This is a genomic window from Mesorhizobium sp. WSM1343, assembly GCF_055901535.1.
In genome coordinates this window covers 2701420-2725369 of sequence record NZ_CM148370.1, presented here as the reverse complement: position 1 = coordinate 2725369, position 23950 = coordinate 2701420, and the positions used below count along the sequence as shown (strand labels likewise).

The 23950-nt window shown below is 61.5% G+C and carries 21 protein-coding genes; 10 read left to right on the top strand and 11 right to left on the bottom strand.

Annotated features, from left to right (window positions below; translation table 11 throughout):
• Nucleotides 1–141: 141 nt before the first annotated feature.
• Nucleotides 142–819 (top strand): MIP family channel protein, encoded by a 678-nt coding sequence (locus tag AC0NIL_RS13100; RefSeq protein ID WP_013530368.1) that lies wholly within the window; start codon nt 142–144, stop codon nt 817–819.
• Nucleotides 820–1048: 229 nt separating this feature from the next.
• On the opposite strand, the gene AC0NIL_RS13095 is transcribed toward AC0NIL_RS13100, so the two are convergent.
• Nucleotides 1049–1771, bottom strand: coding sequence for a GntR family transcriptional regulator (locus AC0NIL_RS13095; RefSeq protein ID WP_063172756.1), 723 nt, complete (start codon nt 1769–1771; stop codon nt 1049–1051).
• Nucleotides 1772–1914: 143 nt separating this feature from the next.
• The gene (locus AC0NIL_RS13090; RefSeq protein WP_063172757.1) at nt 1915–2649 is read right to left on the bottom strand and encodes an aspartate/glutamate racemase family protein; all 735 of its coding nucleotides are present in this window, start codon (nt 2647–2649) and stop codon (nt 1915–1917) included.
• 331 nt (nt 2650–2980) lie between these two features.
• Between AC0NIL_RS13090 and AC0NIL_RS13085 the strand changes: the two genes are divergently transcribed.
• From AC0NIL_RS13085 to AC0NIL_RS13060, 6 genes are all read left to right on the top strand, one after another.
• On the top strand, nt 2981–4117 hold the full coding sequence (locus AC0NIL_RS13085) for an extracellular solute-binding protein (protein WP_275953925.1): 1137 nt from the start codon (nt 2981–2983) through the stop codon (nt 4115–4117).
• A 128-nt stretch (nt 4118–4245) separates the two neighbouring features.
• Nucleotides 4246–5307: an ABC transporter ATP-binding protein gene (locus tag AC0NIL_RS13080; protein WP_473572349.1), complete on the top strand. Its 1062-nt coding sequence runs from the start codon at nt 4246–4248 to the stop codon at nt 5305–5307.
• A complete protein-coding gene (locus AC0NIL_RS13075) occupies nt 5304–6323 on the top strand; it encodes an ABC transporter permease (protein WP_275953926.1) in 1020 nt (339 codons plus the stop codon). Before AC0NIL_RS13080 ends, AC0NIL_RS13075 begins: the two co-directional genes overlap by 4 nt.
• A complete protein-coding gene (locus tag AC0NIL_RS13070) occupies nt 6320–7144 on the top strand; it encodes an ABC transporter permease (protein ID WP_473572351.1) in 825 nt (274 codons plus the stop codon). Before AC0NIL_RS13075 ends, AC0NIL_RS13070 begins: the two co-directional genes overlap by 4 nt.
• A gap of 33 nt (nt 7145–7177) precedes the next feature.
• The gene (locus AC0NIL_RS13065; protein ID WP_275953928.1) at nt 7178–8065 is read left to right on the top strand and encodes an ABC transporter substrate-binding protein; all 888 of its coding nucleotides are present in this window, start codon (nt 7178–7180) and stop codon (nt 8063–8065) included.
• A 33-nt stretch (nt 8066–8098) separates the two neighbouring features.
• On the top strand, nt 8099–9505 hold the full coding sequence (locus tag AC0NIL_RS13060) for a M24 family metallopeptidase (protein WP_275953929.1): 1407 nt from the start codon (nt 8099–8101) through the stop codon (nt 9503–9505).
• A 199-nt stretch (nt 9506–9704) separates the two neighbouring features.
• Here AC0NIL_RS13060 and AC0NIL_RS13055 read toward each other — a convergent pair whose 3' ends face one another.
• The 5 genes from AC0NIL_RS13055 to hisS form a co-directional block, all read right to left on the bottom strand.
• The gene (locus AC0NIL_RS13055) at nt 9705–10808 is read right to left on the bottom strand and encodes a calcium:cation antiporter (RefSeq protein WP_275953930.1); all 1104 of its coding nucleotides are present in this window, start codon (nt 10806–10808) and stop codon (nt 9705–9707) included.
• Between the two features lie 69 nt (nt 10809–10877).
• Nucleotides 10878–12650, bottom strand: a complete 1773-nt coding sequence (locus AC0NIL_RS13050) for an AMP-binding protein (RefSeq protein WP_275953931.1) — start codon at nt 12648–12650, stop codon at nt 10878–10880.
• A gap of 331 nt (nt 12651–12981) precedes the next feature.
• On the bottom strand, nt 12982–13680 hold the full coding sequence (gene hisG, locus AC0NIL_RS13045; protein ID WP_275953932.1) for an ATP phosphoribosyltransferase: 699 nt from the start codon (nt 13678–13680) through the stop codon (nt 12982–12984).
• Nucleotides 13677–14798, bottom strand: a complete 1122-nt coding sequence (locus AC0NIL_RS13040) for an ATP phosphoribosyltransferase regulatory subunit (protein WP_027160985.1) — start codon at nt 14796–14798, stop codon at nt 13677–13679. Before AC0NIL_RS13040 ends, hisG begins: the two co-directional genes overlap by 4 nt.
• Nucleotides 14799–14858: 60 nt before the next feature.
• Nucleotides 14859–16361, bottom strand: a complete 1503-nt coding sequence (gene hisS, locus AC0NIL_RS13035; RefSeq protein WP_473572355.1) for a histidine--tRNA ligase — start codon at nt 16359–16361, stop codon at nt 14859–14861.
• A gap of 247 nt (nt 16362–16608) precedes the next feature.
• On the opposite strand from hisS, the gene AC0NIL_RS13030 reads away from it, so the two are divergent.
• Nucleotides 16609–16860 (top strand): hypothetical protein, encoded by a 252-nt coding sequence (locus tag AC0NIL_RS13030; RefSeq protein ID WP_024502332.1) that lies wholly within the window; start codon nt 16609–16611, stop codon nt 16858–16860.
• 2 nt (nt 16861–16862) lie between these two features.
• Here the strand turns inward: AC0NIL_RS13030 and AC0NIL_RS13025 are convergent, their stop codons facing one another.
• Nucleotides 16863–17501, bottom strand: a complete 639-nt coding sequence (locus tag AC0NIL_RS13025; protein WP_127385346.1) for a DNA-3-methyladenine glycosylase I — start codon at nt 17499–17501, stop codon at nt 16863–16865.
• A 214-nt stretch (nt 17502–17715) separates the two neighbouring features.
• Between AC0NIL_RS13025 and AC0NIL_RS13020 the strand changes: the two genes are divergently transcribed.
• Both AC0NIL_RS13020 and AC0NIL_RS13015 read left to right on the top strand, forming a co-directional pair.
• Nucleotides 17716–18453 carry a L,D-transpeptidase gene (locus tag AC0NIL_RS13020; RefSeq protein ID WP_127371127.1) on the top strand — a complete coding sequence of 246 codons (738 nt, stop codon included), beginning with the start codon at nt 17716–17718 and terminating at the stop codon, nt 18451–18453.
• 260 nt (nt 18454–18713) lie between these two features.
• The gene (locus AC0NIL_RS13015) at nt 18714–19634 is read left to right on the top strand and encodes a bifunctional 5,10-methylenetetrahydrofolate dehydrogenase/5,10-methenyltetrahydrofolate cyclohydrolase (RefSeq protein WP_473572358.1); all 921 of its coding nucleotides are present in this window, start codon (nt 18714–18716) and stop codon (nt 19632–19634) included.
• 18 nt (nt 19635–19652) lie between these two features.
• On the opposite strand, the gene glcF is transcribed toward AC0NIL_RS13015, so the two are convergent.
• The 3 genes from glcF to AC0NIL_RS13000 all read right to left on the bottom strand — a co-directional run bounded on the left by glcF (nt 19653) and on the right by AC0NIL_RS13000 (nt 23914).
• Nucleotides 19653–20978 carry a glycolate oxidase subunit GlcF gene (glcF, locus tag AC0NIL_RS13010; protein WP_473572360.1) on the bottom strand — a complete coding sequence of 442 codons (1326 nt, stop codon included), beginning with the start codon at nt 20976–20978 and terminating at the stop codon, nt 19653–19655.
• Between the two features lie 10 nt (nt 20979–20988).
• On the bottom strand, nt 20989–22194 hold the full coding sequence (locus AC0NIL_RS13005; protein ID WP_473572361.1) for an FAD-binding protein: 1206 nt from the start codon (nt 22192–22194) through the stop codon (nt 20989–20991).
• A gap of 223 nt (nt 22195–22417) precedes the next feature.
• Nucleotides 22418–23914 (bottom strand): FAD-linked oxidase C-terminal domain-containing protein, encoded by a 1497-nt coding sequence (locus AC0NIL_RS13000; RefSeq protein ID WP_064994790.1) that lies wholly within the window; start codon nt 23912–23914, stop codon nt 22418–22420.
• Between the last annotated feature and the right edge of the window lie 36 nt (nt 23915–23950).

The window sequence follows — 23950 nt, the reverse complement described above, 5'->3', positions numbered from 1 at the left end:
CTAGAGCGCGCAACCGGCGCGCACAAGCAGGTCGGCCGGCACAACCGCTCTGCTTTCCAACTTTTCTGGTTGCGAATACTCTTCCGATTGTGATTCGCGGCGCGAAAAGGTGAACCGGCGGATCGACACGAGGAGAGGGCAATGAAGACTTATCTGGCGGAAGTTCTAGGCACATTTCTATTGGTGTTCATCGGTACGGCTTCTGTGGTGACGGGCGGCTTCGGCGGCGCGCTGCCGCTTGGCCAGGAAGGCATCGGTCTGGCGTTCGGCATCGGCCTCATCGCCGCGGCCTATGCGATCGGCCCCATTTCGGGCGCGCATCTCAATCCGGCGGTGACGCTCGGCGTCTTCCTTGCCGGCCGGCTGCCGGCCAAGGACGTCATCCCCTACTGGATCGCGCAGGTCATCGGCGGCGTCCTTGCTTCACTGGCGTTGTGGATCATCGTCTCCGGCCAGGTTGGCGGACACACCACCGGCTTCGGCGCCAATGGCTGGGATGTGACGAAATGGGGTGTCAGTTCGGCCTTCCTGTGGGAAGTGATCGGCACCTTCACCTTCGTCACCGTGATCCTTGGCGTCACGGCCGAAAAGCACTCGACGGCGTTCGCCGGACTGGTCATCGGCCTGACGCTGGCAGGGCTGCACTTCGCCATCATCCCGGTGACCGGCACGTCGCTCAACCCGGCCCGCTCGATCGGTCCGGCACTGTTTTCGGGAACTGCGGCGATCGGCCAGCTCTGGCTGTTCATCGTGGCACCGCTGATCGGCGGCGCCATTGCCGGCGTTGTCGCCAAGGCGCGCATCTTCGAGAAGGACTGAGCTTTTTTGGAAGGCTGAATATGCGAAGGCGCGGGCCATGGCCCGCGCCTTCGCGATTGGCACGATAGACGCGGTAAGTCTTCTATTCCCGATGACGACTTAAATAGGCTCGGCCCTAGACGGCAGCTTCACGCCTCATGTCGGTCCTGGAACTGAATTTTGCGGCGCCCGAGAACGGACATCGCCTGCGGTCGCGGTTGCGCCAAATAGGACAGGCTGAGGAGCCAAACTATCTCCCCGTCGGCACTGTTTGCAGCATTTCCGAGAGGCTTCGCTCCTGCTGGCCTGTGAACGCAAGGTCCAGGCCGGAAAGCAGATCGACAAGGTGACTTCTCATCAAGTCTGCCGCGGCCTTGGCGTCATGGCGTTCTATGGCGTCAACAAGGGCGTGATGGGCATGGCTTTCGCAGGTTGTGTCCCGACGCTTCCAATAAAGGGCTATAATCAGAGAAGATCTCGATAAGAGATCCTTGACAAAACCCGCAAGGGTGGCGTGCCCAGCGATGTCGGCGATCGCGAGGTGGAACCTCGCGGACAGAACGATCGCTTCGCCGTCCTGATTGGCATGCAGGGCTTCGTGCTCCATGGTCAGATGGTGCCGCAATTGCTTGATGGCCGCCGGCTTTGCCACTTCAGCGGCAAGCGCGGCCACCTTTGGCTCTATAAGCGCGCGAGCTTCGAATACCTCTCGTGCTTCCTGTTTTGTCGGCTGGGCGACAAAAGCACCACGGTTCGGCTCCAGACGAACAAGCCGATCATGAGAAAGGGCCTGCAATGCCTGACGAACCAAGGCCCGGCTTACGGAATAAATCGACGAGAGCTCGTCCTCGGGAAGCTTCGTCCCAGGGGGGATACGATGGCTGATGATCGCTTCGCTTAGTGCTCGGTATACCGGGCTCCAGCGCGCGAGTTGCGCATCCCCAGATTGTTGACCTTGATTTGGTGACTTCATGCTCGGTTGGCGATCTCTCAGATTTTGTCTGGCTATCATGAGTGAGTGCAAAAATCCACAATCATGGCCTGGGATGTGCACAATTCATGCGTAGCACGTAAGATCTTGCATGCCGAAATACCAGTTCTTCCACCACGCCCGAGCTAGCCGACCGGAGAGAAAGGAGAAAACATCCCGGCGAACGATTTGGGCCGAGGTCGTTGATATCCGCCTTGCACGGCCGTCAATAGGCCCAGATGGACAAGACCTTCGCAAAGCCGCACAGCGCAAGATACACCTTCGAGAACCGGAACGCCCACCTGGTGGGTAAGCGCCAGAGCAAGGTCGGCCATTCCTGCGCAGCCCAAGATGATCGCCTCGGCCCCGTCCTCGTCAATCGACCGCTTGATTTCCTTCGCAATGCGATCGTGCGCGTTGGAATTCGGACGCTCCAGCTCCAGGACAGGAACATCACACGCCCGGACGCCCGTACAACGGACCGATAGTCCATACCGGATGAGGTTCTGTTCGATCGAGGGAATGGACTGCCGGAGTGTGGTTACAACTCCAAAGCGCCCGGCAATCAGGCTGGCCATGTGGAATGCGGCCTCGCCAATCCCCAGCACCGGTGCTCTGGTCGTGCACCGCGCCGCATCGAGCCCGGTATCGTCGAAGCATCCAATGATCACCGCATCGGCGGTGCCGCGATGACGAATAATCTCGCCGATGAGGCCGGGAACGGCAAAGGCCTGATCATAATAACCCTCGATACTTGGTGGCCCATCTTGCGGGTTGACGGTCACGATCGTCGTCGACACGCTCGCCGCCCGTCGCGCCGCTATATCGATCGTTGCCGTCATCGAGGCTGTCGTGTTCGGATTGATGATGAGAATTTTCATTGTGCCTTCGAGGGAAACTTGGATGCGTCGGAAGGTGCGGCCGGAAAGGGAAAATCGAATACAATCTCATGCTAGATTGTAAACAATTGTACCGCCTGTCAAGCGAGTTGCCTGATTGGGATCGCTTTTTGGGCTATTTCCCTACCCGGAGCCCTCTTCACCGGCCTACGTTTCGTTATCAGTAGATCACGCCTTTTCTCGATTGTGGAAAAAGATTGTTGACGTGAGTGGAAAATTTTGTTCACAATGTTCGATACGATCCAGACTCCAACGAGATCGCTTCAACCAAAAGAGGGTAACAATGAACAGAGATCCTGTCGCAAACTCAACTATGGCCACCCTGCTGGCCGCGAACCAGGTGAGCCGACGCACCGTATTGAACGGGATTGTCGCCGCGGGAGCCACCGCATTGGCCTCGCCCCTCTTCATTCGCGGAGCAAGGGCATCGTCCGGTCAGGTGAATGTGCTCGGTTGGGCCGAGGAGTTGCCCGACTCGGTCACCAAGAAGTTCACGGCCGCAACCGGCATCGAGATCAAAATCACGCCGTTCTCGTCCAACGAGGAGCAGATGAACAAGCTCATGGCGACCGAGGGTGAGGGTTTCGATCTATGCCAACCCACGGTCGATCGGGCTGCGCAGTTCAAGGATCTTGGGGTATTGGCGCCGATCGACCCAAACAAGATCCCCATCGACGATATCTTGCCGGCCGTAATGCAGGGAATGAAAGCCTGGCAGTCTGCGGAAGGACTTTTCAGCTTGCCGCATTGCTGGGGCACGGAAGCCATCGGTTGGCGTAGCGACCTGACGAAGCTCGACTACAAGACGCTGAGCTACGGTACCCTGTGGCGGGAAGAATATGTCGGCAAAGTGCAAGGCAAGCCGGACACGCTGCTGCTTGGAATTGGCCTTTGGTTCGATGCATCGGGAAAGCTGCCGTCAAATCGTATGCTCGACAGCTACAAAGACGAGCCGACGATGAGGAAGATTTTCGATGAAATTCTGAAGTTTGCCGTCGCTCACAAAGCGCAGATCAAGCAGTTTTTCGACACGTCCGACTTGGTCAAGTCCGGTTTCATGGAGAATGGATGCGTCATCGGCCAAGTGTGGGACGGGCCGGCACTTTCATTGAAGAAGGAAGGCAAGCCAATTCAGTACATGGCTCCGCAGGAAGGGGCTCAATCCTGGATAGACGGGCTGTCCGTGGTCGCCGCGTCCAAAAATGTTGAACAGGCCTACGAGTTTCTCAAATTCCTTTATACGCCCGAGGTCTCGGCCATGGTGGCGGAGGGTTCCGGCTATAATGGTGTCATGAAGGGAGCTGATGCTTTTCTTTCGGCCGAAACCAAGAAGAGTTTTGCCGAGGCCTATCCTGAAGATGCCTTGTCGAAACTTTGGAGCCGCCCGGAAGAGCCCGGCTGGTATGGGGCGGCGCGCAACGAGTACGCCGAAAAGTTCAAGGCAGCCTAGCAACCAAGGGCGGGTTGATCGGCCCGGGGCGGGCCGGCAACCTGACTACAGCTAGACTCAAAAGCAGAGGGACTGTGTTGCACATTTCTGGCGTGTCCGATGCCGCACCGGGACGAGGATCTGTCGAGTTGTCGGAACTGGAGGTCCGGTTCGGCGATTTCGTGGCAGTCCACCGCACAAATCTGAAAATTGAATCCGGCGAGTTCTTCAGTTTCCTCGGGCCTTCGGGATGTGGAAAAACCACCCTGCTGCGAACCATTTCGGGTTTCATGGAGCCGACCGTCGGACAGATCAAGATCGGGGGGGTGGACATGAAAGGCGGCGGTCCCAACAAGCGGCCGACCGCATTGATCTTTCAGAATCTGGCCTTGTTTCCTTTGATGACGGTCGCCGACAACATCGGTTATGGCCTACGTGTTCGCGGTGTTCCCCGGCCGACACGAGATGCCGCCGTCGAGCGCCTGCTCGATCTCGTTTCCTTGCCTGGCCAGGGCAAGAAAATGATTGCCGAGTTGTCGGGAGGGCAGAAGCAGCGTGTGGCTATCGCACGAGCTCTTGCGGTGGAACCGTCGGTCCTCTTGCTGGACGAGCCGCTTTCGGCACTGGATCTGAAACTGCGTCAGCACATGCGGGCAGAACTGCGAGCGATCCAGCAGCGGATCGGCATAACCTTCATCTACATAACGCACGATCAAGGCGAAGCGTTGGCCATGTCGGATCGCATCGCCGTCATGAATGCCGGTCGCATCGAACAAGTCGGAACGGCCAGATCTGTTTATTGCGACCCGAAGACCCCTTTCGTCGCGTCGTTCGTGGGCGAGAACAATGTGATCCACGGGCGGGTCAAAAAAGTGTCGGGCGCCGAGGCAGTGATAGCGACGCCACTGGGGAATCTTGCGGGTCGAACCACGGGAACACTGCGGCAAGGAGATCAGGCCGCGTTCTTCATTCGGCCGGAGACTCTGAGGTTGCAAGACTCAGCATGTGATTTCAGTTTCTCGGGGGAGGTCACCGAGGTGTCCTACGAAGGAAGCACCTCGCAAATAGTGCTTAGAACGGACGCTGGCCAGCGCATGCTGGCGCGCGCGACCACGAGCAGGACATTTGCGCCTGTCGCGGGCGAACGGATCCATGTCGGCCTCGATCGGGCTGATGGGATAATCATGGCTGCCGACGGGAGCGGCTCATGAGGAGCCAGGTCGTCCTGTATGTGATTTTTCTGCTGCCGCTGACTACGGTGGTCCTGCTGATCCTGGGCAGCAGCCGGTACGACCGCCGGTCGGGCACGGTGCGGGGCCAGGGATTCCTGGAGCGAAACGGCGCCATTGTCGCCACCTACCTGGTCCTTGCCACTTTCATATGGATATTCGTCACCATTATTTTTCCCCAGATTGCCATGGTGGATTTGTCTTTCCGCCCAAATCTGCCGCCCAGGCAGGCCGGCGGCCCGGATGATCATTATACTTTGGATAACTATCGGTATTTCTTGTTCGGGCCGCCAGGCAGCACCGATTTGTTCAATTTTCTACACCTTAACGCCTATGTCGCGACTATTGTCGCGAGCGTTTGCATAACCATATTCAATTTTTTACTCTGTTATCCGATTGCATATTTCATGGCGCAGTCCGCGTATCCGCGCACGCTTCGCCGCCTCATTGCTTTTTTGATATTGCCATATTGGGTGAACGAGGTTTTGCGCGTATTCGCGATACGCCTGCTGCTGTCCAATTCCGGCATCGTCAACAACGTCCTGATCGGCACCGGTATTTTGACGGAGCCGGTGGATTTCATCGGCAACAATGTCGGTCTGTATTGGGGCCTCAGCTATTCCTGCATCCTGGTGATGGTGTTCACGCTCTACAATGCGCTGGAGAGCCTGGAGAAGAGCCAGATAGAGGCTGCCAGGGATCTGGGCGCGCCGTGGTGGCATGTTCACGCATTCGTCGCCATGCCGCATGCGAAGCCTGGAATTGCGTCCGGCTGCTCGCTGACATTCATGTTCTGCGTCGGATCACTGGCGGCACCGCTCGTGCTCGGCGGCCCACGGACCTTGTGGTTCACTCCCGTCATCTACAACCGGTTCTATCAGGCCCTGAACTGGCCTCAAGGTGCCGCCTACGCGTTCATTCTCCTGGTGAGCTGCGTGATTTTCGTCCTGGTGACCCTGCGGCTGTTCAGGCTGAGACTAGGGCAGATCGCGCGATGAAAGCCGAACCGATGCATCGCGTAGCTTTCCGCATCTACCTGGGATTGTTCATGCTGCTGCTCTTGTCGCCGCTGGCGGTCATGGGCCTCTCGGCCTTCAACACTCCGAGCTATCCGCAAGCCTGGCCGATCGAGGGTTTTACCTTGGCTTGGTTCCGCAAGCTCACGACCAGCAGCGATCTGCTGGAAGGGTTGCGCAACAGCATCATCATCGCCGTCGCCGTCACGGCTCTGTCAGTGCCTATCGGTCTCGCGGCGGCGATCGTCATGAATCAGCTCCAGGCGAGATTCCGATCGATCTACTACCTCGTCGTTATTTCCCCAATGCTGACGCCCGGGATCATTACCGGGGTTGCCACCGTGGTCTTCTGGCGGGAGATCACCCGTCAGGCCGGGCTAAGCTATCTCTATAACGGGCTGCTCCTCAGCGTCATCGCGCAGACCACCTTCATCTCCAGCCTGTGCATGCTGATTGTTCTCGCTCGACTGCAGCGCTTTGACCGAAGCCAAGAGGAAGCCGCCCTGGATCTCGGTGCAACTCCACTGCAGATTTTCTTTGGCATCACACTGCCGTTCCTTCGTCCGGCACTTGCCTCATCGGCCGTGCTCGCGCTGTTGTCTTCGGTGGAGGAATTCAACGCCACGACATTCACCATCCTGGCCGACAAAACGCTCACGACCGTACTGGCCGGCCGCATACGCGTGGGCTTGACTCCAGAAATCAGTGCGTTGGCCGTGGTGATTGTCGCGCTGACCCTGCTCATTGCCGTTGGTTACGAAATCGCCAGCCGACGCGTCGAGGCAACCAGTTCGCGCCGATAGCTGCTGACACACAGAACCCCAAGGAGTTCCAGAATGAAGACCATTCGCCTGATCGCGGAAGAACACCTCACATATGTTCCTCACCACGTTGCCGAGCATCTGGGTCTGTTCGAACGTCAGGGGCTTGCGATCGAGGTAAACTACGATTCCGGTCCGGGCGGTTCGTGGCTTGCCGATGTGTTGGCCGAGGGCAAGGCAGACATCGCGCGGGGCGGCGTGTGGATTCCGTTGATGTATCGCGGCAGGCTGGAAGAGTTGCGCATCTTCACCCAACTCTGCGGATTCAACACTCAAGTACTGATCGCGCGCGAGCCATATCTCAATTTCCAATGGAGCGATCTTTACGAGAAGAAAGTCCTTCTTCCCGCCGGCTCGACGAGTCAGTGGATGTTTTTAAAAGGTGTGCTGCGCGAAAGTGGTATCGATCTCAGCCGTATTCAGTTCATCCGCGACCTCGATGAAGCCACCACAACCCGGCTATGGCGGGGTGGCTTTACCGATTTCTATCTGACCTATTCGCCGCTTGCCGACGCGCTTCTCATGGAGGGGTTCCACCTGGCCGCAGACCTATCGGTGGTTGCCGGGGAGGTGCCTTGGAGCGTTTACTACACGACCCCCCGGTTCCTGGCAGGAAACAGGACGGAACTGACCAGTTTCGTTCGTGCGCTATCCGAAGCCAGCGAGTGGATCGGCGCGCATACGCCGGAGGAAATCGCGAACCTGATCTCTCCTGATTTTCAAACCATACCGATCCCCGTTTTAACCGCAGCAGTGCAGCGAATGCGCTCACACCAAACTTGGTCCGCCGATATGTCGGTGAGGCGCGAACCGTTCATGCGCTATCAGGGTATGATTGCCGCGTACGGGCTCATCGATGCGCCGGTCGCCTACAACGACATCATCGACACCATCAGCATCTGATGCTGTTTCACGTGCCAAGCGTCTGAGGGATCGATGGGACATTATGCATTTTCAAACAGGACAGAAAAGCTGCTCGAGGGGTTCGAGCCGAGTTTCGATTTCATACCCGTCGATCCCTTGCCTGAAGCTGAATTCGTCGACCGGTTGCGACGCATCCGGCGTGCGGCGGTCGTTGGTGAGTATGACGCGCTCATCGTCCATACCGACGATGTCGGCTGGTATCACACCTCGAACTCGTATTTGCGCTACATCTGCGATTGGTCGCGCGAAGGCCTTCTGATCATTCCGACCGATATCGACAAGGGCCTGCAGCTCGTATCCTTCTTCAGTGACTCGGTCGTGCTTCCGCCGGCTGGAGAACCTCTGCTGGTAGACAAGATATGGCAGGTCGGCTGCTGGGGCCGCGAATATGCGGACAGGCCAGGGGTGCCGATTCAGAAGGCAGTGACCTCGGTTCGCGACATCCTGGCCAAGATGGGACTGGATAGTGGACGAATTGGGCTGATCGGCGACCACACATCCGCGCCTTACTGGGCAAAACTGGGCGCCGCATGTCCCGATGTCGAGTTCTCAGCCGAGAACGGCATTGTCGACCGAATGCAGCGTGTTCGATCCCCCAGGGAGATCGAACTGTTTCGCGCAGCAGGGCAACTCATCGATATCGGCATCCAGGCCGCGTATCATGTCATCCGGCCCGGGGTGACAGACTACGAAATCTATGCCGCCTTTACCTTTGCGCAGTTGTCTCGAGGGGGAGAGACGGGCGACGGCTATCAGATTGGTATCAACCCGTTTGGCACCCACTGCGGGCGACCTTACGGACATATTGTGGCTCCAGGCGATCTGATAAATCTTTACGTTTCAAATGTCACGTATCGAGGCTACTTCGCGCAATCCTCCCGGATGATTGCCGTTGGCAAGATCAGCGCCAAGCAGGAGGAGGTCCTGGAGATGTGCGCGGAAGGCGTTCGACGCGCCACCGCTATGGCTCGCCCTGGTGTTCTGTTGCGCGATATCAACGAGGCCTCGTTCTCCCCATTCATAGAACTCGGATATCTCCCTGACGCAGAGGCTAGAACGATGCCCTTCAACTGGGAGTCGATGCCAGACGGGTCGGCAAGGGAGATCCTGCGGCAGTATGTTCCGGATGCTGACTGGGAACGTCAGGGTCGTCGCCTGGACCATATCTATCCGGCGCAAAGGGGGCCGCACAACCCCAACCTAGGTCACGAGGTTTCTATGCCAGGCATGCCTCTTTACAACATATCTTCGAACAATTTTGATCGCTTGGAACCGGGAATGGTCTTTGTGTTGCACTCGCAGTGGCTAGAGCCCTCGGTCGCAGGTGCCAACCTGGGGGATTGCTTCGTCGTCACATCGACCGGCGTGGAGAATCTAACCCGATACACTCCGGTTGAAACCCACAGAGTCTCCGTTTGAGATATGGGACCGGGATTGCCCTCAGGTCGATGGTTGTTCCCCTGAAGCTGACAGCGTATGCGAAAGCCTCCGATTTTTCGGGCCTCCCTAGGATAGACGTTCTCGCCGCCGCGGATGACCATGTCCTTGACCCGGCCGACGTCGGCCATTGCCCAGCCGCAGCGCGAGCCAGCCCTCAAGCGCCAACCTGAGCCAGAGTTCATGGCACAAATATAAGAAATACATATGTAAGAAATACCACGATATGGACAGCACCCGTCAAGAATGTTGTTCTTTCAGTACTAAAGCTCACATTGCATATGAAGAGCGCTAAAATCAAAAGCACTGTGTCAGTCGCTGGAAGCCCCAGGGTTAACCCTCTGCCCGTCAGCAGGCTGGCGGCTGCGACCGCCGGTATTGTCAAACCGATTGTGGCGCAAGCGGAACCCATCGCGACATTCAAACCGCGTTGCAGCTCATTGTTGAGTGAAGCGCGAACCGCCGAAATGGCCTCCGGCATCAACACCAGCCCGGCGATCATTGCCCCCACAATGCTGTCAGCCTGGGTCACCTGGTAGGCAACGAGCGTATCTTCGACGCTTGCCGCGACCTGCTCGGCGAGCATGACAATGCCGATCAGGCCGATCAAAAGCAGCAATGCGCCGGCAAAGACGCTTTCGTGCGGAGCAGTCCGCAGCGAAACGCCGTGGGCCTGCCCTTCGACAAAGTCTTCCCGGTGGCGGACAGTCTGCGCGAACACAAAACTTGCATAAAGCAGCACCGAAAGCACGCTCACAAAGCCAAGTTGAGCTGCCGAAAATGTGCCCGGCCCCGTAGCTTGTGTGTAGGTCGGCAGAATAAGCGTCATGATGGTCAGCGCGATCAGAACCGCCAAATATGCGCTGGTCCCTTGTCGAACAATTGCCTGCTTGCGATGGCGCCAGCCGCCAAGCGCGAGACACGTGCCGACGACGCCGGTAGATGCAATCATCACCGTTGAAAAGACGGACTCACGTGCAAGCGTAGGGTTGTTCTCTCCATGCAGCATCATGGAAACGATGATCGACACCTCGATTGCCGTCACGGCAAAAGTCAGCACCAATGTGCCGTAGGGCTCTCCTACACGCCGAGCCACCGCCTCGGCGTGGTCGAGCACCACGAAAATGGTGGTGAACATGATCGCACTCGAAAGCGCTCCGACGAGTATCCTGACGCCCAGCGAACCTTCGTCCGCCGACAGCCCGCCTGCCCTGACGGCGACAGCCATGACCAAGGCGGCCAGCGGCATCGCATATGAAGTCACCGAACGTCCGAAACCGCTCATGCAAGCCCCTGCGCGCTGCTGCGAACCGTGGCTGCATTCGCGCACCGACAGATCGAAGCGTTCACCCGTTCACGCCGTCTTCTGCGTCACCAAGCCCAGTTCCTCCACCATCGCCTCGCGCATCAGGAACTTCTGCGGCTTGCCGGTCACCGTCATCGGCAATTCGGTGCGGAAGCGGATGTGGCGGGGGATCTTGTAATGGGCGATCTGGCCGGCGCAGAAGTTTCTGACCTCCTGCTCGGTGGCGATCTGGCCGGGCTTGAGCACGATCCAGGCGCACAGCTCCTCGCCATATTTGGCGTCGGGAATACCGAACACCTGCACCTCCTTGACCTTTGGATGGCGGTAGAGGAATTCCTCGACCTCCCTGGGATAGACGTTCTCGCCGCCGCGGATGACCATGTCCTTGACCCGACCGACGATGTTGCAATAGCCCCCGGCGTCGATGGTGGCGAGGTCGCCGGTGTGCATCCAGCCGTCGGCGTCGATCGCCTCGCGGGTCTTGTCGTCGTCGTCCCAGTAACCCTTCATCACCGAATAGCCGCGCGTGCAAAGCTCACCCGGTACGCCGACCGCAACTGTAGCGCCATCGGCATCGACCGCCTTGACCTCGACATGGGGGTGGATGCGCCCGACGGTCGAGACGCGCTTTTCCAGGGGGTCGTCGACGCCGCTCTGGAACGACACCGGGCTGGTCTCGGTCATGCCGTAGGCGATGGTCACCTGTTCCATATGCATCAGCGACACCACCTTTTTCATCACCTCGATCGGGCATGGCGAACCGGCCATGATGCCGGTGCGCAGGCTGGAGAGATCGAAGGCGGAAAAATCCGGATGATCCAGCAGAGCAACGAACATGGTCGGTACGCCATAGAGCCCGGTGCAGCGTTCCTGAGCCACCGCCTTCAGCGTGGCGCCGGCGTCGAACCCTTCTCCCGGGAAAACCATGGTGGCGCCTTTCGAGACGCAACCCATCGTGCCCATCGACATGCCGAAGCAGTGGTAGAGCGGCACTGGTATGCAGAGCCGGTCGTCGGCGGTCAGCTTGATCGCCGAAGTGACGAAGTTGCCGTTGTTGACGATGTTGCCGTGGGTCAGCGTCGCGCCCTTGGGGGCTCCCGTGGTGCCTGAGGTGAACTGGATGTTGATGGCTTCGCCCGGCTTCAGCTTCTCCGAGATGCGGTCGAGGCTGTCATGCTCGTCACGCCCGGCCATGGCCAGCACATCACCGAAATTGAACATGCCGGGCGAGTTCTCGTCACCCATGCGGATGACGATCTTCAACGCCGGCAGTTTTTGTGCCTTGAGCTTGCCCGGCGTGGCCTTGGCGATCTCGGGTGCCAGCGTCTCGATCATGCCGAGATAATCTGACGTCTTGAACCTGGCAGCGGTGACCAGCGCCTTGCAGCCGACCTTGTTCAGCGCATAGTCGAGCTCGGTCAACCGGTAGGCCGGGTTGATGTTGACCAGGATCAGGCCGATGCGGGCGGTGGCGAACTGCGTCACCAGCCATTCCCAGCGGTTGGGCGACCAGATGCCGACGCGATCGCCCTTTGCCAAGCCCAGTGCCAGGAAGCCGGCGGCCAGCGCATCCACCGTGTCCGAAAGTTCACTCCAGGTGAAGCGCTTGTCCTGGTCGACGAAGACGGCGGCGTCGAGCGTGCCGTATTTGCTGACCGTGTCGGAAAACAGCGCGGGGATGGTCTTGTCGAGCAGCGGCACGCTGCGTTCGCCAGAGACATGCGCCCTACCATCGACGGGTGCGACGAAGACACCGCCCGCTCGCGCTCCGCGTCCGCGCAGATTGCTGGCATTCTTCAGCTCGTCGAGATTGACCGGCATCGCTCTCTCCTCCCGGGATTGGCCGAGCCTATCAGCCTGAGGGGGTGGTGAAAATCCCGCCGATAGTCGTGGCAGGGCAACGATCCGGCCCACGACGCTTCGGGGCCTTCGTTGGTTGATGAACATCAAACGCAAAAACCCGCCTGGGCGGCGGTCACTGGCGCAAATCAGCACCATGGGCAAAAATGTAGCATAGCTGCCCTCACCAGTCAAGGAAATAATTCCTATACAGGAAGGCCCCGGCGCAAGGCTACCGACACCGCGGGACGGCCGCCGTGAGGGTTTTCAAGCCGGTTCGGAGCCCTGAGGGGCAGCGGGCGAAGGCCCGCCGCTATCCGACCGCAGTCGCCATCTTCGCCGCGATGTCGCGCAGGACCGCTTCATCGGCCGCCGCCCGTGTCTTCCTGGACGCCACGAGACAAGCCTGCGAGCGCAGGACGAGGCCATCGCCCAGCACCTTGAGATGATTGGCGCGCAGCGTCGAGCCGGTGGTTGTGATGTCGACGATGACATCGGCCAGACCCGCCGCCGGCGCACCTTCGGTGGCCCCCAGGCTCTCGACGATGCGGTAGACCTGGATGCCGTGCTTCTGCGAGAAGAATTGCTGGGTCAGCCGCCAGTATTTGGTGGCGATGCGCAGCCGCCGGCCATGGCGCTGGCGAAAATCGGCGGCGACGTCGTCGAGGTCGGCCATGCTGTCGACGTCGAGCCAGATGTCCGGCACGGCAACCACCACATCGGCATGGCCGAAGCCGAGACGGGCGACGATTTCGGCGCGGCTCTCCCAGTCGGCAAGGTTTTCACGCACCAGGTCCTCGCCGGTGATGCCGAGATCGACGGCACCCTGGCCGATCTCGCCTGATATTTCGGAAGCCGACAGGAACACCACTTCGACGTCGTCCAGGCCCTCGACGCGGGCGTGGTATTTGCGCTCGTCGCCGGGCAGGCTGACGGCCAACCCGGCTTTGGCCAGCACGTCCAGCGCCTGCTCTTTCAGGCGGCCTTTCGACGGGATCGCCAGCGTGATCATGGCGCCGTCTCCCGCAATGCCTCGATGCGGTCGAGCCAGACGGAAAAGCCGACGCCGGGGATCGGCGTCTTGGCGCCAAGCAAGGTCAGCAGCCGGTCATAGCGGCCGCCGCCGACCAGCGGCCGGTCGCCATTGTCCGCCGCGATTTCGAAAACCAGGCCGGTGTAGTAGTCGAGCGGGCGGCCGAACGCGGCGTCGTAGCGGATTTTATCGGCCGGCAAGCCATGCGCTTCGATCGCCTTGGCGCGGGCAGCGAACTTTTCCAGCGCGACATCGAGCGACAGCCCTGCGCCGGTGGCGAAGGTCTCCAGTGCCTGGGCCGCACCATCAAGCGGAACGTCGATCGCCAGAAAATCCTTCAGCGCGGAAAACGCCTCGCTCGACAGCCGAACGCTGCGCAATTCGGCTTTCTCGATCAGCCGCCGGGCAATGTCGGACGGCGAGCGTCCGGCGGACGCCGACAGGCCGGCCTCTTCCATGCCGCTGGCGATATGGGCGGAAAGACCGTCCAGATCACCGTCGAGGACCAGAGCGGCGACCGGACCTGAGAGCTGGCTGTTGCGCGGCGGGTTGGCGAGATCGGCGAGTGCCGCCTCAAGCATCGGCGCCGAGCCGAAAGCGCGGGCAAGACGCATGCGCCAGCCGCGCGGCAGCCCAAGGGCGGCCAGCACCGCCTCGAAAATGGTCTGGTCGCCAAGCGTGATCGCCAATGCCTGGCCAGGCAGCACCAGCGACAGCAGCGCATGCGCGTCGGCCACCGAGCGGGCATCCGCTTGCGCGGTATCGCGGTCGCCGAGATCCTCGATGCCGGCCTGGAAGAACTCGTTGCCGCCTTCGCGGCGCTGGCGAAACACCTCGCCCAGATAGGAATAACGGCGCGGCGTGCCGGCCTGCGAGCTGATGTGGTCGAGACAGACCGGGATGGTGAATTCCGGCCGCAGGCACAATGTCTGGCCGGTCTCGCTTTCGGTCAGGAAAATCCGGCGGCGCAGATCCTCGCCGGCCATGTCGAGGAACGGGTCCGCCGGCTGCAATATGGCGACCTCGACCGCATGCGTGTTGCGCGTGGCGAAAAGGTTGGTGATGTCGGTGGAGATGGCGGGGGTGCGGGAGGTCAACTTGCTGACCTCAGTGCTGCACGACCCTCTGGTCCCAAACCAGAGGCGCCAACGCGGCCTCTACTTGCCACGCGCCCTCTCCTCAGCCTGCGCCGCCAATATCTTCCTCACCTCGACGACCAGCTCGCCCTCCGCCACCGTCACCTGCGCCGGGCGTGCGGCGCGCCATTCGGCGTTGTCTGATATTTCGGCAGACATGCGCGCGCCTTCGATCAAATCCTTGATCTGCAGCTCGCCCTTGGCGCGCTCGTCGCCGCCCTGGATGATGGCGACCGGACAGCCGCGGCGGTCGGCATATTTGAGCTGCGCCTTCATGCCGGCGCCGCCGAGATACATTTCGGACCGAATGCCGGCGGCGCGCAGCTCCGCCACCATCTTCTGGTAGCGGCCGAGGCTGTCGGTGTCCTTGTCCATCACCAGCACGACGACCGGCGCAATCACGTCCGAGGCATCGAGCTTGCCGAGGTTCTTCAGCGCGGTCATCAACCTGGAGACGCCGATGGAAAAACCGGTTGCCGGCACCGGCTCGCCACGGAAGCGCGAGACGAGGCCATCATAGCGCCCGCCGCCACCGACCGAACCGAAGCGCACGATCTGGCCGTCTTCGTTGGGGATTTCGGCCAGAAGCTCGGCTTCGAAGACAGGGCCGGTGTAGTATTCGAGGCCGCGCACGACCGAGCGGTCCATGGCAATACGGTCCTCGCCATATCCTGCCGCCCTGACCAGCGCTTCAATGGTCGCGAGTTCGCCGACGCCTTCCTGGTAGATGGCGTTCGAACTGACCATGGAATCCTGGCCGGACTGTATAGTCCTCGCGGTGGCGAGAAGAACCGCCTCGGCTTGCCCGTTGTTCAACCCGGCACCCTTGGCGAAGTCGCCTTCGCCCTCCTTGCCGCCGTCCCAGCGGCCCGGGCCAAGCAAAAGCTTCACGCCTTCCGGCCCGAGCTTGTCGAGCTTGTCGATCGCACGCAGCACCGTCAGCCGGCGGCCGGCATTCTCCTCGCCGCCAAGGCCGATCGCCTCCAGCACGCCATCCAGCACCTTGCGGTTGTTGACGCGGATGACGTAGTCGCCGCGCTTGATGCCCAGCGCTTCCATGACGTCGGCCATCATCATGGCCATTTCGGCGTCGGCGGCCACACCCGGCGTGCCGATCGTGTCGGCATCGAACTGCATGAACTGGCGGAAGCGGCCGGGGCCGGGCTTCTCGTTGCGGAACACCCAGCCTGAGCGATAGCTGCGGTAAGGTTTTGGCAGCCGCTCGTAATTCTCGGCGACATAACGCGCCGTCGGCGCGGTCAGGTCGTAGCGCAGCGACAGCCACTGGTCGTCGTCATCCTGGAAGGAGAACACGCCTTCGTTCGGCCGGTCCTGGTCGGGGAGGAATTTTCCGAGCGCATCGGTGTATTCGATCAGCGGCTGGTCGGCCGGCTCAAAGCCGTAAAGCTCATAGACCGAGCGGATCGTCGCCATCATCTTCTCGACGGCGCGGATGTCCTCGGCGCTGCGGTCGGCAAAGCCGCGCGGCAGTCGCGCTTTCGTCTTTTCCGATTTATCGGCCATGGGGTGTTTGCTCGGCGTTTTATGATGCTTGCAGGTCGGCAATGTTGCGATTTTCGCAACGCGGGTGTCCTAACCGAAGAGGTCGGATGCGGCAAGGGTCAGACCTCTGGCGCTGCCGATGAGAGAAGGCGACGCCGCACCTCCTTGAAACCAATCCGGACCGCAAATGAAACAATCCCGCCATGCGTGCGGCATCGTGCCGACACAATCGCCGCCGATAAAGCGCGGGAATGAGGGGTTCGCGGCCATGACCAGCACAGCAAGATTCCATGCCATCGACAGCGATGCCGGATTGTCCGCACGCTTGCGCCCGGCCGACATCAACGTCCCGAAAATGGTCAGCCAGGCTGCCGGACCGTTCGAAGTACCCGCCGACACCGGCAAGGGACCATCCATGCGCGACGCGTTGATGACCGGCCTGCTGGTGATCTATCCGACCCTGGCCACGGTGGTGGCGATCGTCGCCGGCCTGGTGCTGGCCAGCGCCAACGGCACCTGAGCCTATTTCGGCCGCCTGAAAGCCTTCCGCTGCTTCTCGACCTCTTGGCGGCAGGCGCAGCCCTCGAGGTGGTCGTTGACCAGGCCCATGGCCTGCATGAAAGCGTAGACCGTGGTCGGGCCGACAAAGCTCCAGCCGCGCTTCTTCAGCTCCTTCGAGATCCGCACCGAGACGGCCGTTGTCGGGTTCGCGCGCAGATGGGCGAGGTCGACGATTTGCGGCCGCTCGTCCTTGCCGGGTTCAAACTTCCAGAACCAGGCGGCCAGTGAGCCGAATTCGTCCACCATTTCGCGGGCGCGCCTGGCGTTGTTGATGGTCGAGACGATCTTGCCGCGATGGCGGATGATGCCGGCATTGCCGAGCAGGCGCTCGACATCCTTGTCGGTGAAGCTTGCTACCTTGTCGAATTCGAAATTGGCGAAGGCTTCGCGAAAATTCTCCCGCTTGCGCAGTATGGTCAGCCACGACAGGCCCGACTGAAAGCCTTCCAGGCAGATCTTTTCGAACAGCCTGCGGTCGTCGGCCACAGGCCGGCCCCATTCATGATCGTGGTAGTGCAGATAGTCGGGCAGATTGCCGTGCCAGAAGCAGCGCGCGACACCGTCGGGGCCAGCGAGCAGGCCGGTGTTTTCCTTGTCCATAGGCCAAAATCCGTTCGTTAACGCGCTTTTGCGCGGCATTTACTGCGGCTTTACCAGATTCCTGAACCCGGCGGTAACCACACCAAAAGGTTTACTGACAAAGCCGCATTTTACGCATTCCGATTCATGTTTCGGTTGCTGCTTGCGCGCCAATGATCGCCGAACCGGGAGGACGTTTCCACCCGTTTGTATCAGACGATCAAGGTGCGTTACGATGAAGACAGTGTTGTTTCCCGTGCTCGGCGCCGTGGCTGTGTTTGCCGCCGGCGTCACACCCTCAACCGCCGGCGACCGCTATGCCGACAGGCCGCCGGTGATGGTGAGCCCCGACCTTTCCGCACCCTGGGTGCTGCAGCTTGGCCATGCGCCCGGCATCGTGCGCCAGAACCGGCAGGTGGTGCAGCAGCAGCGACATCTGCGCCCGGCGCAGCCCGACCGGGTGCAGACGGCGGCGGTGCAGCCGCCGGCCAAGCGCATGGTCGCGCGTCCCCAGATCAACCCGATCTACCTGCCGCAGGAAGTCGACTATGACGGAGGCCAGAAGCCGGGCACGATCGTCATCGACACCACGCAGAATTTCCTCTTCCTGGTCGAGAAGAACGGCAAGGCAAGGCGCTATGGCGTCGGCACCGGCAAGCCGGGCTTCGAATGGTCGGGTACGCACAAGATCACCAACAAGCGCGAGTGGCCGGACTGGCGCCCGCCGGCGCAGATGATCAAGCGCGAAGCCGCCAAGGGCCGCTATTTGCCGACCTATCTTGCCGGCGGCATGGAGAACCCGCTTGGTGCCCGTGCGCTCTACCTCGGCACCACCGAATACCGCATCCATGGCACCAACCAGCCGTGGACGATCGGCGGCGCGGTGTCGTCGGGCTGCATCCGCATGCGCAACGAGGACGTCGTCGATCTCTATGAGCGGGTCAATGTCGGAACCACGGTCGAGGTGATATAATAGTCCTTGCGAATCACCTGGCCGGCAAAGCAGTCCGCGTTTCGAGGCCAGTTTAGGGATACGGGGGACGGGCCGTATGGGGATGCGGCCGGTCAGGAAGGGCAGCACGGGAAACCGCGCTGCCCTTTCCGTTTTGAGCAGAAATCGAGGGCAAAAGGTCACCCACGCGTCGCGCAACGGGCATAGCGGTTCGCTTTCATGCTGCCCTTTGCCGCGTTCTTTTGCTATCTGGGTGGCAAGTTCCACAAAAGAGTTCACCCATGCCTCTGTCCGAAGACAGCCGTTATCTCAAGGGCGGCCCGGTAGCCCAGCGCATCATCGCCGCCGTTCGCGAGGACGCAGCGATCGCCAAAGCCGAGGGTTTTCCGCCCAAGCTGATCTCGATCACCGTCGGCGACACCGATGCGGTGGACGTCTATGTGCGCAACCAGCGCGCCAAGGCTGAGCTCGCCGGCATCGATTTCGAAGAACGGCGCTTTCCCGCCACTATCACGGCAGGCGAATTGGAAGCTGCGATCCACGGCCTGAATGCCGATCCGCGCGTTACCGGCATCATCATCCAGCGGCCCGTGCCAGCGCATATCCCCATCAAGACGCTGCAAGCGGCGGTGCATCCGCTGAAGGATGTCGAAGGCATGCATCCGGCCTCGATCGGCAACATCGTCTACAACCAGCTCGATCTCGCGCCTTGCACGGCGGCCGCCTCGGTCGAGCTGCTGAAGGAAACCGGCCTCGACCTCAAGGGACTGGAAGTCGTCATCGTCGGCCATTCGGAAATCGTCGGCAAGCCGATCGCCTTCCTGTTGATGAGCGAGGGCGCGACGGTGACGGTCTGCCACCACATGACGCGATCGGTCGCCGCCCATGCAAGGCGCGCCGATGCGCTGTTCGTCGCCGTCGGCAAGCCGCGGCTGATCAAGGCCGACATGGTCAAGCCGGGCGCTGCCGTCATCGACATCGGCATCAATTCCGAAATCGGCCCCGACGGCTCAAGCCGCATCGTCGGCGACGTCGACACTGAAAGCGTGCGCGAGGTCGCCTCCTGGATCACCCCGGTGCCGGGCGGCGTCGGCCCGATCACGGTCGCCATCCTGCTGCGCAACACCATGGTCGCGCTCAGCCGCCAGCGCGCGCTCTACGAGGCGACTTACGGCACGGCGGACAGGCTCGCGGCGGAGTAAGCGCCCGCCAAGGTCGTCCTATTCCGCCGCGATCAGGGTCTCTTCCAGAACACCTTCCGGCCTCGGCCCGCCATAAGCCCAGTCGAGTAGCTTGATCGTGTGCACCACCGGCATCTTCGCGGCGGAAGCGATTTGCGTGATGCAGCCTATGTTGCCGGTGGCAACGATCGAAGCCCCCGTCGCCTCGATGTTTTTCACCTTGCGGTCGCGCAGTTTGGCCGAGATCTCGGGCTGCAGGATGTTGTAGGTGCCGGCGGAGCCGCAGCAGAGATGCCCTTCACGCGGCTCGCGCACGATGAAGCCGGCCTTGGCCAGCAGTTCTTTCGGCTGGCGGGTGATCTTCTGGCCGTGCTGCATCGAGCAGGCCGAGTGATAGGCAACGACAGTGCCCGGCTTGCGAACCGGTTCGGGCAGGTCGAGGGTCGAGAGATATTCGGTAACGTCCTTGGCCAGTGCCGAGACGCGCGCGGCCTTGTCGGCATAGGCCGGGTCGAGCCGCAGCATGAAACCGTAGTCCTTGATCGTCGTGCCGCAGCCCGAGGCGGTGATGACGATGGCATCGAGCCCGCCCTGGTCGAGGGCGCGTGTCCAGGCGTCGACATTCTGCCTCGCCGAGGCAAGCGCGGCCTGTTCGCGCCCCATATGATGGACCAGCGCACCGCAACAGCCTTCGCCCGGCGGCACCAAGACCTCGACGCCGAGCCGTGTCAGCAGCGAAATCGTCGCCTCGTTGATGGCGGGATCGAGCACCGATTGCGCGCAGCCGGTGAGGATGGCGACGCGGCCCCTTTTGGTCCCCTGCCCGGCATGGATGCCCGGCGAGCCCATCGGCGACGCTGCCGGGATCGACGCCGGCGCGAGCTTGAGCATCGCACTGAGCGGCTTCAGCGCCGGAACCTTGTCGAACAGGCCGATGAACGGTTTGCCCAGCTTCGCCAGCTTGAGCGCGGCGCGAAAGCGCTGGGGATAGGGCAGCACGAAGGCCAGCATGGCGCGGGTCAGGCGGTCGAGCAGTGGCCGCTTGTAGGTCTCCTGGATATGGGCGCGGGCATGGTCGACCAGATGCATGTAGTTGACGCCCGACGGGCAGGTGGTCATGCAGGCAAGGCACGACAGGCAGCGATCGATATGGGTGACGATCTGCTTGTCGGCCGGACGGCCGTTTTCCAGCATGTCCTTGATCAGATAGATGCGCCCGCGCGGTGAATCGAGCTCGTTGCCGAGTGTCACATAGGTCGGGCACGTCGCGGTGCAGAAGCCGCAATGCACGCATTTGCGCAGGATCTTTTCCGATTCCGCGACATGCGGATCGGCAAGCTGGGCAAGCGAAAAATTGGTCTGCATCGCTGATGTCCTAGGCCATGCGGCCGGGATTGAAGATATTCTTGGGGTCGAATTCCTGTTTCAGGCGCGCCGATAGTGCAGCAAGAGCGGGCGGCTGCGGCTCGAACACCGGTAGAGCGGCGCGATGCGAGGGTGCGGCGCGCACCAGCGTCGCATAGCCGCCGCCATGTTTCCTCAACAGCCCGCGCAGCAGAGCGGCTTCCGGATCGCCCTGTTCCATGCGCAGCCAAACCAGTCCGCCCTGCCAGTCATAAAAGGCGCTGACGGCGGCCTGCATGCGCAGCGTCTGGACCATCTGGTGGCTCTGAGAAGGCGTCATCGAGATGCGCCAGACCGGCTTCTCGCTGCCGTCGGCGAAAGGCCTGCAATCGCGAACGTCGCGCCAGATCAGCCGTGAAGCCTCGCCGCCAATCTCCTCCAGCGGGCCGGCATTGCCGAGCAGCGTTTTCAGCGCGGCGATGCGGTAGGCGACCGACGGGCCGAAACCCTCGACGCGCAGCAGCGTGGCGGCCTCGCTGCCGAGACTGCCGCTGGCGACACGCGCGGCGATCCGCTCCGGCAGGTGGGCGGCACTCGATACTTCAGCACTCGAGCCAAGCGCCAGGGCCATGGCGGCGGCCGCGGCATCGTCGAGCAGGCTACGGATGGCGAGCGTGACTTCGGTCTCGGCTGCCGGCAGCACCTTGAAGGTGACGTCGGTGAAGACGGCCAGCGTGCCCCAGCTGTTGGCCATCAGCTTCGACATGTCATAGCCGGTGACGTTCTTGACCACGCGACCGCCCGACTTGAAGGCCTCGCCACGACCGGACACCACATTGATGCCCAGGACATGGTCGCGCGCGGCCCCCGCCTTGAGCCGGCGCGGACCGGAGAGGTTAGCGCCGAGCACACCGCCGATCGTACCTTTGCCCGGTTCGCCACCAAGCAGCGGGCCGTAATCCATCGGCTCGAAAGCGAGCTGCTGGCCGTTTTCCGCCAGCAGTTTTTCGATCTCGGCCAACGGTGTGCCTGCCTTGGCCGACAGCACCAGTTCAGCCGGTTCATAGAGCGTGACGTCAGATAATTTCGACAGGTCGAGCGTGTGTTCGGTTTGCAGCGGCCGGCCGATGCCACGCTTGGAGCCATGGCCGAGGAGTTCGAGCGGCGCCTCTTCCGCCACGGCCCAGGCTATGGTGGAGAGGACTTCGGATGGGGTGGTCGGGGTGAAGGTGGTCATGAAGAGACCGCGCCAGATGCGAGTTCGGATATGCCGAGTTCCCTGGCGCCCCCCTCTGTCCTGCCGGACATCTCCCCCTCAAGGGGGGAGATCGGATGTCGCATATGGCTTCGCCAATCTTCAATGATGACGGAAGGGCGAGGCGCGCAAGCTGCCAATCTCCCCCCTTGAGGGGGAGATGTCCGGCAGGACAGAGGGGGGTGTTCACGCGCCGTCATCACCCTCAAAACCTCGGAATGTCCGGAAACGCCACCTGCCCGCGGTGCACATGCATCCGCCCAAGCTCGGCGCATCGCCGCAGCTGCGGGAACACCTTTCCCGGGTTGAGCAGATGGTTGGGATCGAAGGCGCATTTGACCCGCATCTGCTGGTCGAGATCGATCTGGGTGAACATCTCCGGCATCAGGTCGCGCTTCTCCACGCCCACACCGTGTTCGCCGGTCAAGACGCCGCCGACCTTGACGCAGAGCCGCAATATATCGGCGCCGAAACTTTCGGCCTTGTCGAGTTCGCCCGGTACGTTGGCGTCGTAGAGGATCAGCGGATGCAGATTGCCGTCACCGGCATGAAAGACATTGGCGACGCCGAGACCGTATTTTTCCGACAGCTCGCGCATGCCGGCGAGCACGCGCGGCAACTCCTTGCGCGGGATGGTGCCGTCCATGCAGTAGTAGTCGGGCGAGATGCGGCCGACGGCCGGAAACGCCGCCTTGCGGCCGGCCCAGAAGCTCAGCCGTTCCTGTTCGGACTGCGAAATGCGGCAGGTGGTCGAGCCGTTCTTGTAGGCGATCGCCTCGACAAGGCCGATCAGATGATCGACCTCGACGCCCGGCCCGTCGAGCTCGACGATCAGCAGCGCCTCGACATCGAGGGGATAGCCGGCATGAACGAAATCTTCCGCCGCATGGATCGCCGGCCGGTCCATCATCTCCATGCCGCCCGGGATGATGCCGGCGCCGATGATGTCGGCAACGCACTGGCCGCCCTGCTCGCTGGTCGGGAAGCCGATCAGCAGTGCACGTGCCGTCTCCGGCTTCTTCAGGATGCGCACGGTGACCTCGGTGACGACGCCGAGCAGCCCTTCGGACCCGGTCATGACGCCGAGCAGGTCGTAGCCTTCCGCATCGAGGTGACTGCCGCCCAGCCGCACCACCTCGCCATTCATCAGCACCATCTCGATGCCGAGCACATTGTTGGCTGTGAGGCCGTATTTCAGGCAGTGCACGCCGCCGGAATTCTCCGCGACATTGCCGCCGATCGAGCAGGCGATCTGGGAGGATGGATCGGGGGCGTAGTAAAAGCCCTCCTGCTCGACGGCGGTGGTGATGCCGAGATTGGTGACGCCCGGCTGGGCAACGACGACGCGATTGGGAAAATCGATCCCGAGGATACGGTTGAAACGGCTCATGACCAGCAGCACCGCGTCCTCGAGCGGCAGCGCCCCGCCCGACAGCGAGGTGCCGGAGCCGCGCGGCACGACGCGGATGTTGCGGTCGTTGCAGTATCTCAGCACGCGCGAAACCTGCGCCACCGTTTGCGGCAGCACGACAACCAGCGGCAGCTGCCGATAGGCGGTCAGGCCGTCGCTCTCGAAAGCGCGCATGGAATTGGCGGCGTCGACAACGCCCTCACCCGGCACGATGATGCGCATGTCGGCGACGATCTCGTCGCGCCGGCGCATCGTGGCATCGTCTGGTTTCGGCATGGCCAGGCCGGACATCAGCAGCCTCATTTCGCTTGACTGGTCAAAATCTTT

What these genes read in the sequence shown, in the direction of transcription:
- AC0NIL_RS13070 (WP_473572351.1), top strand. Translation starts at nt 6,320, where the DNA reads ATGAAAGCCGAACCGATGCATCGCGTAGCTTTCCGCATCTACCTGGGA.
- glcF (WP_473572360.1), bottom strand. Translation starts at nt 20,978, where the DNA reads ATGCAGACCAATTTTTCGCTTGCCCAGCTTGCCGATCCGCATGTCGCG.
- AC0NIL_RS13095 (WP_063172756.1), bottom strand. Translation starts at nt 1,771, where the DNA reads ATGAAGTCACCAAATCAAGGTCAACAATCTGGGGATGCGCAACTCGCG.
- AC0NIL_RS13060 (WP_275953929.1), top strand. Translation starts at nt 8,099, where the DNA reads ATGGGACATTATGCATTTTCAAACAGGACAGAAAAGCTGCTCGAGGGG.
- AC0NIL_RS13015 (WP_473572358.1), top strand. Translation starts at nt 18,714, where the DNA reads ATGCCTCTGTCCGAAGACAGCCGTTATCTCAAGGGCGGCCCGGTAGCC.
- AC0NIL_RS13090 (WP_063172757.1), bottom strand. Translation starts at nt 2,649, where the DNA reads ATGAAAATTCTCATCATCAATCCGAACACGACAGCCTCGATGACGGCA.
- AC0NIL_RS13075 (WP_275953926.1), top strand. Translation starts at nt 5,304, where the DNA reads ATGAGGAGCCAGGTCGTCCTGTATGTGATTTTTCTGCTGCCGCTGACT.
- AC0NIL_RS13055 (WP_275953930.1), bottom strand. Translation starts at nt 10,808, where the DNA reads ATGAGCGGTTTCGGACGTTCGGTGACTTCATATGCGATGCCGCTGGCC.
- AC0NIL_RS13085 (WP_275953925.1), top strand. Translation starts at nt 2,981, where the DNA reads ATGGCCACCCTGCTGGCCGCGAACCAGGTGAGCCGACGCACCGTATTG.
- AC0NIL_RS13030 (WP_024502332.1), top strand. Translation starts at nt 16,609, where the DNA reads ATGACCAGCACAGCAAGATTCCATGCCATCGACAGCGATGCCGGATTG.
- AC0NIL_RS13020 (WP_127371127.1), top strand. Translation starts at nt 17,716, where the DNA reads ATGAAGACAGTGTTGTTTCCCGTGCTCGGCGCCGTGGCTGTGTTTGCC.
- AC0NIL_RS13050 (WP_275953931.1), bottom strand. Translation starts at nt 12,650, where the DNA reads ATGCCGGTCAATCTCGACGAGCTGAAGAATGCCAGCAATCTGCGCGGA.
- AC0NIL_RS13065 (WP_275953928.1), top strand. Translation starts at nt 7,178, where the DNA reads ATGAAGACCATTCGCCTGATCGCGGAAGAACACCTCACATATGTTCCT.
- hisS (WP_473572355.1), bottom strand. Translation starts at nt 16,361, where the DNA reads ATGGCCGATAAATCGGAAAAGACGAAAGCGCGACTGCCGCGCGGCTTT.
- AC0NIL_RS13005 (WP_473572361.1), bottom strand. Translation starts at nt 22,194, where the DNA reads ATGACCACCTTCACCCCGACCACCCCATCCGAAGTCCTCTCCACCATA.
- AC0NIL_RS13025 (WP_127385346.1), bottom strand. Translation starts at nt 17,501, where the DNA reads ATGGACAAGGAAAACACCGGCCTGCTCGCTGGCCCCGACGGTGTCGCG.
- AC0NIL_RS13000 (WP_064994790.1), bottom strand. Translation starts at nt 23,914, where the DNA reads ATGTCCGGCCTGGCCATGCCGAAACCAGACGATGCCACGATGCGCCGG.
- AC0NIL_RS13100 (WP_013530368.1), top strand. Translation starts at nt 142, where the DNA reads ATGAAGACTTATCTGGCGGAAGTTCTAGGCACATTTCTATTGGTGTTC.
- hisG (WP_275953932.1), bottom strand. Translation starts at nt 13,680, where the DNA reads ATGATCACGCTGGCGATCCCGTCGAAAGGCCGCCTGAAAGAGCAGGCG.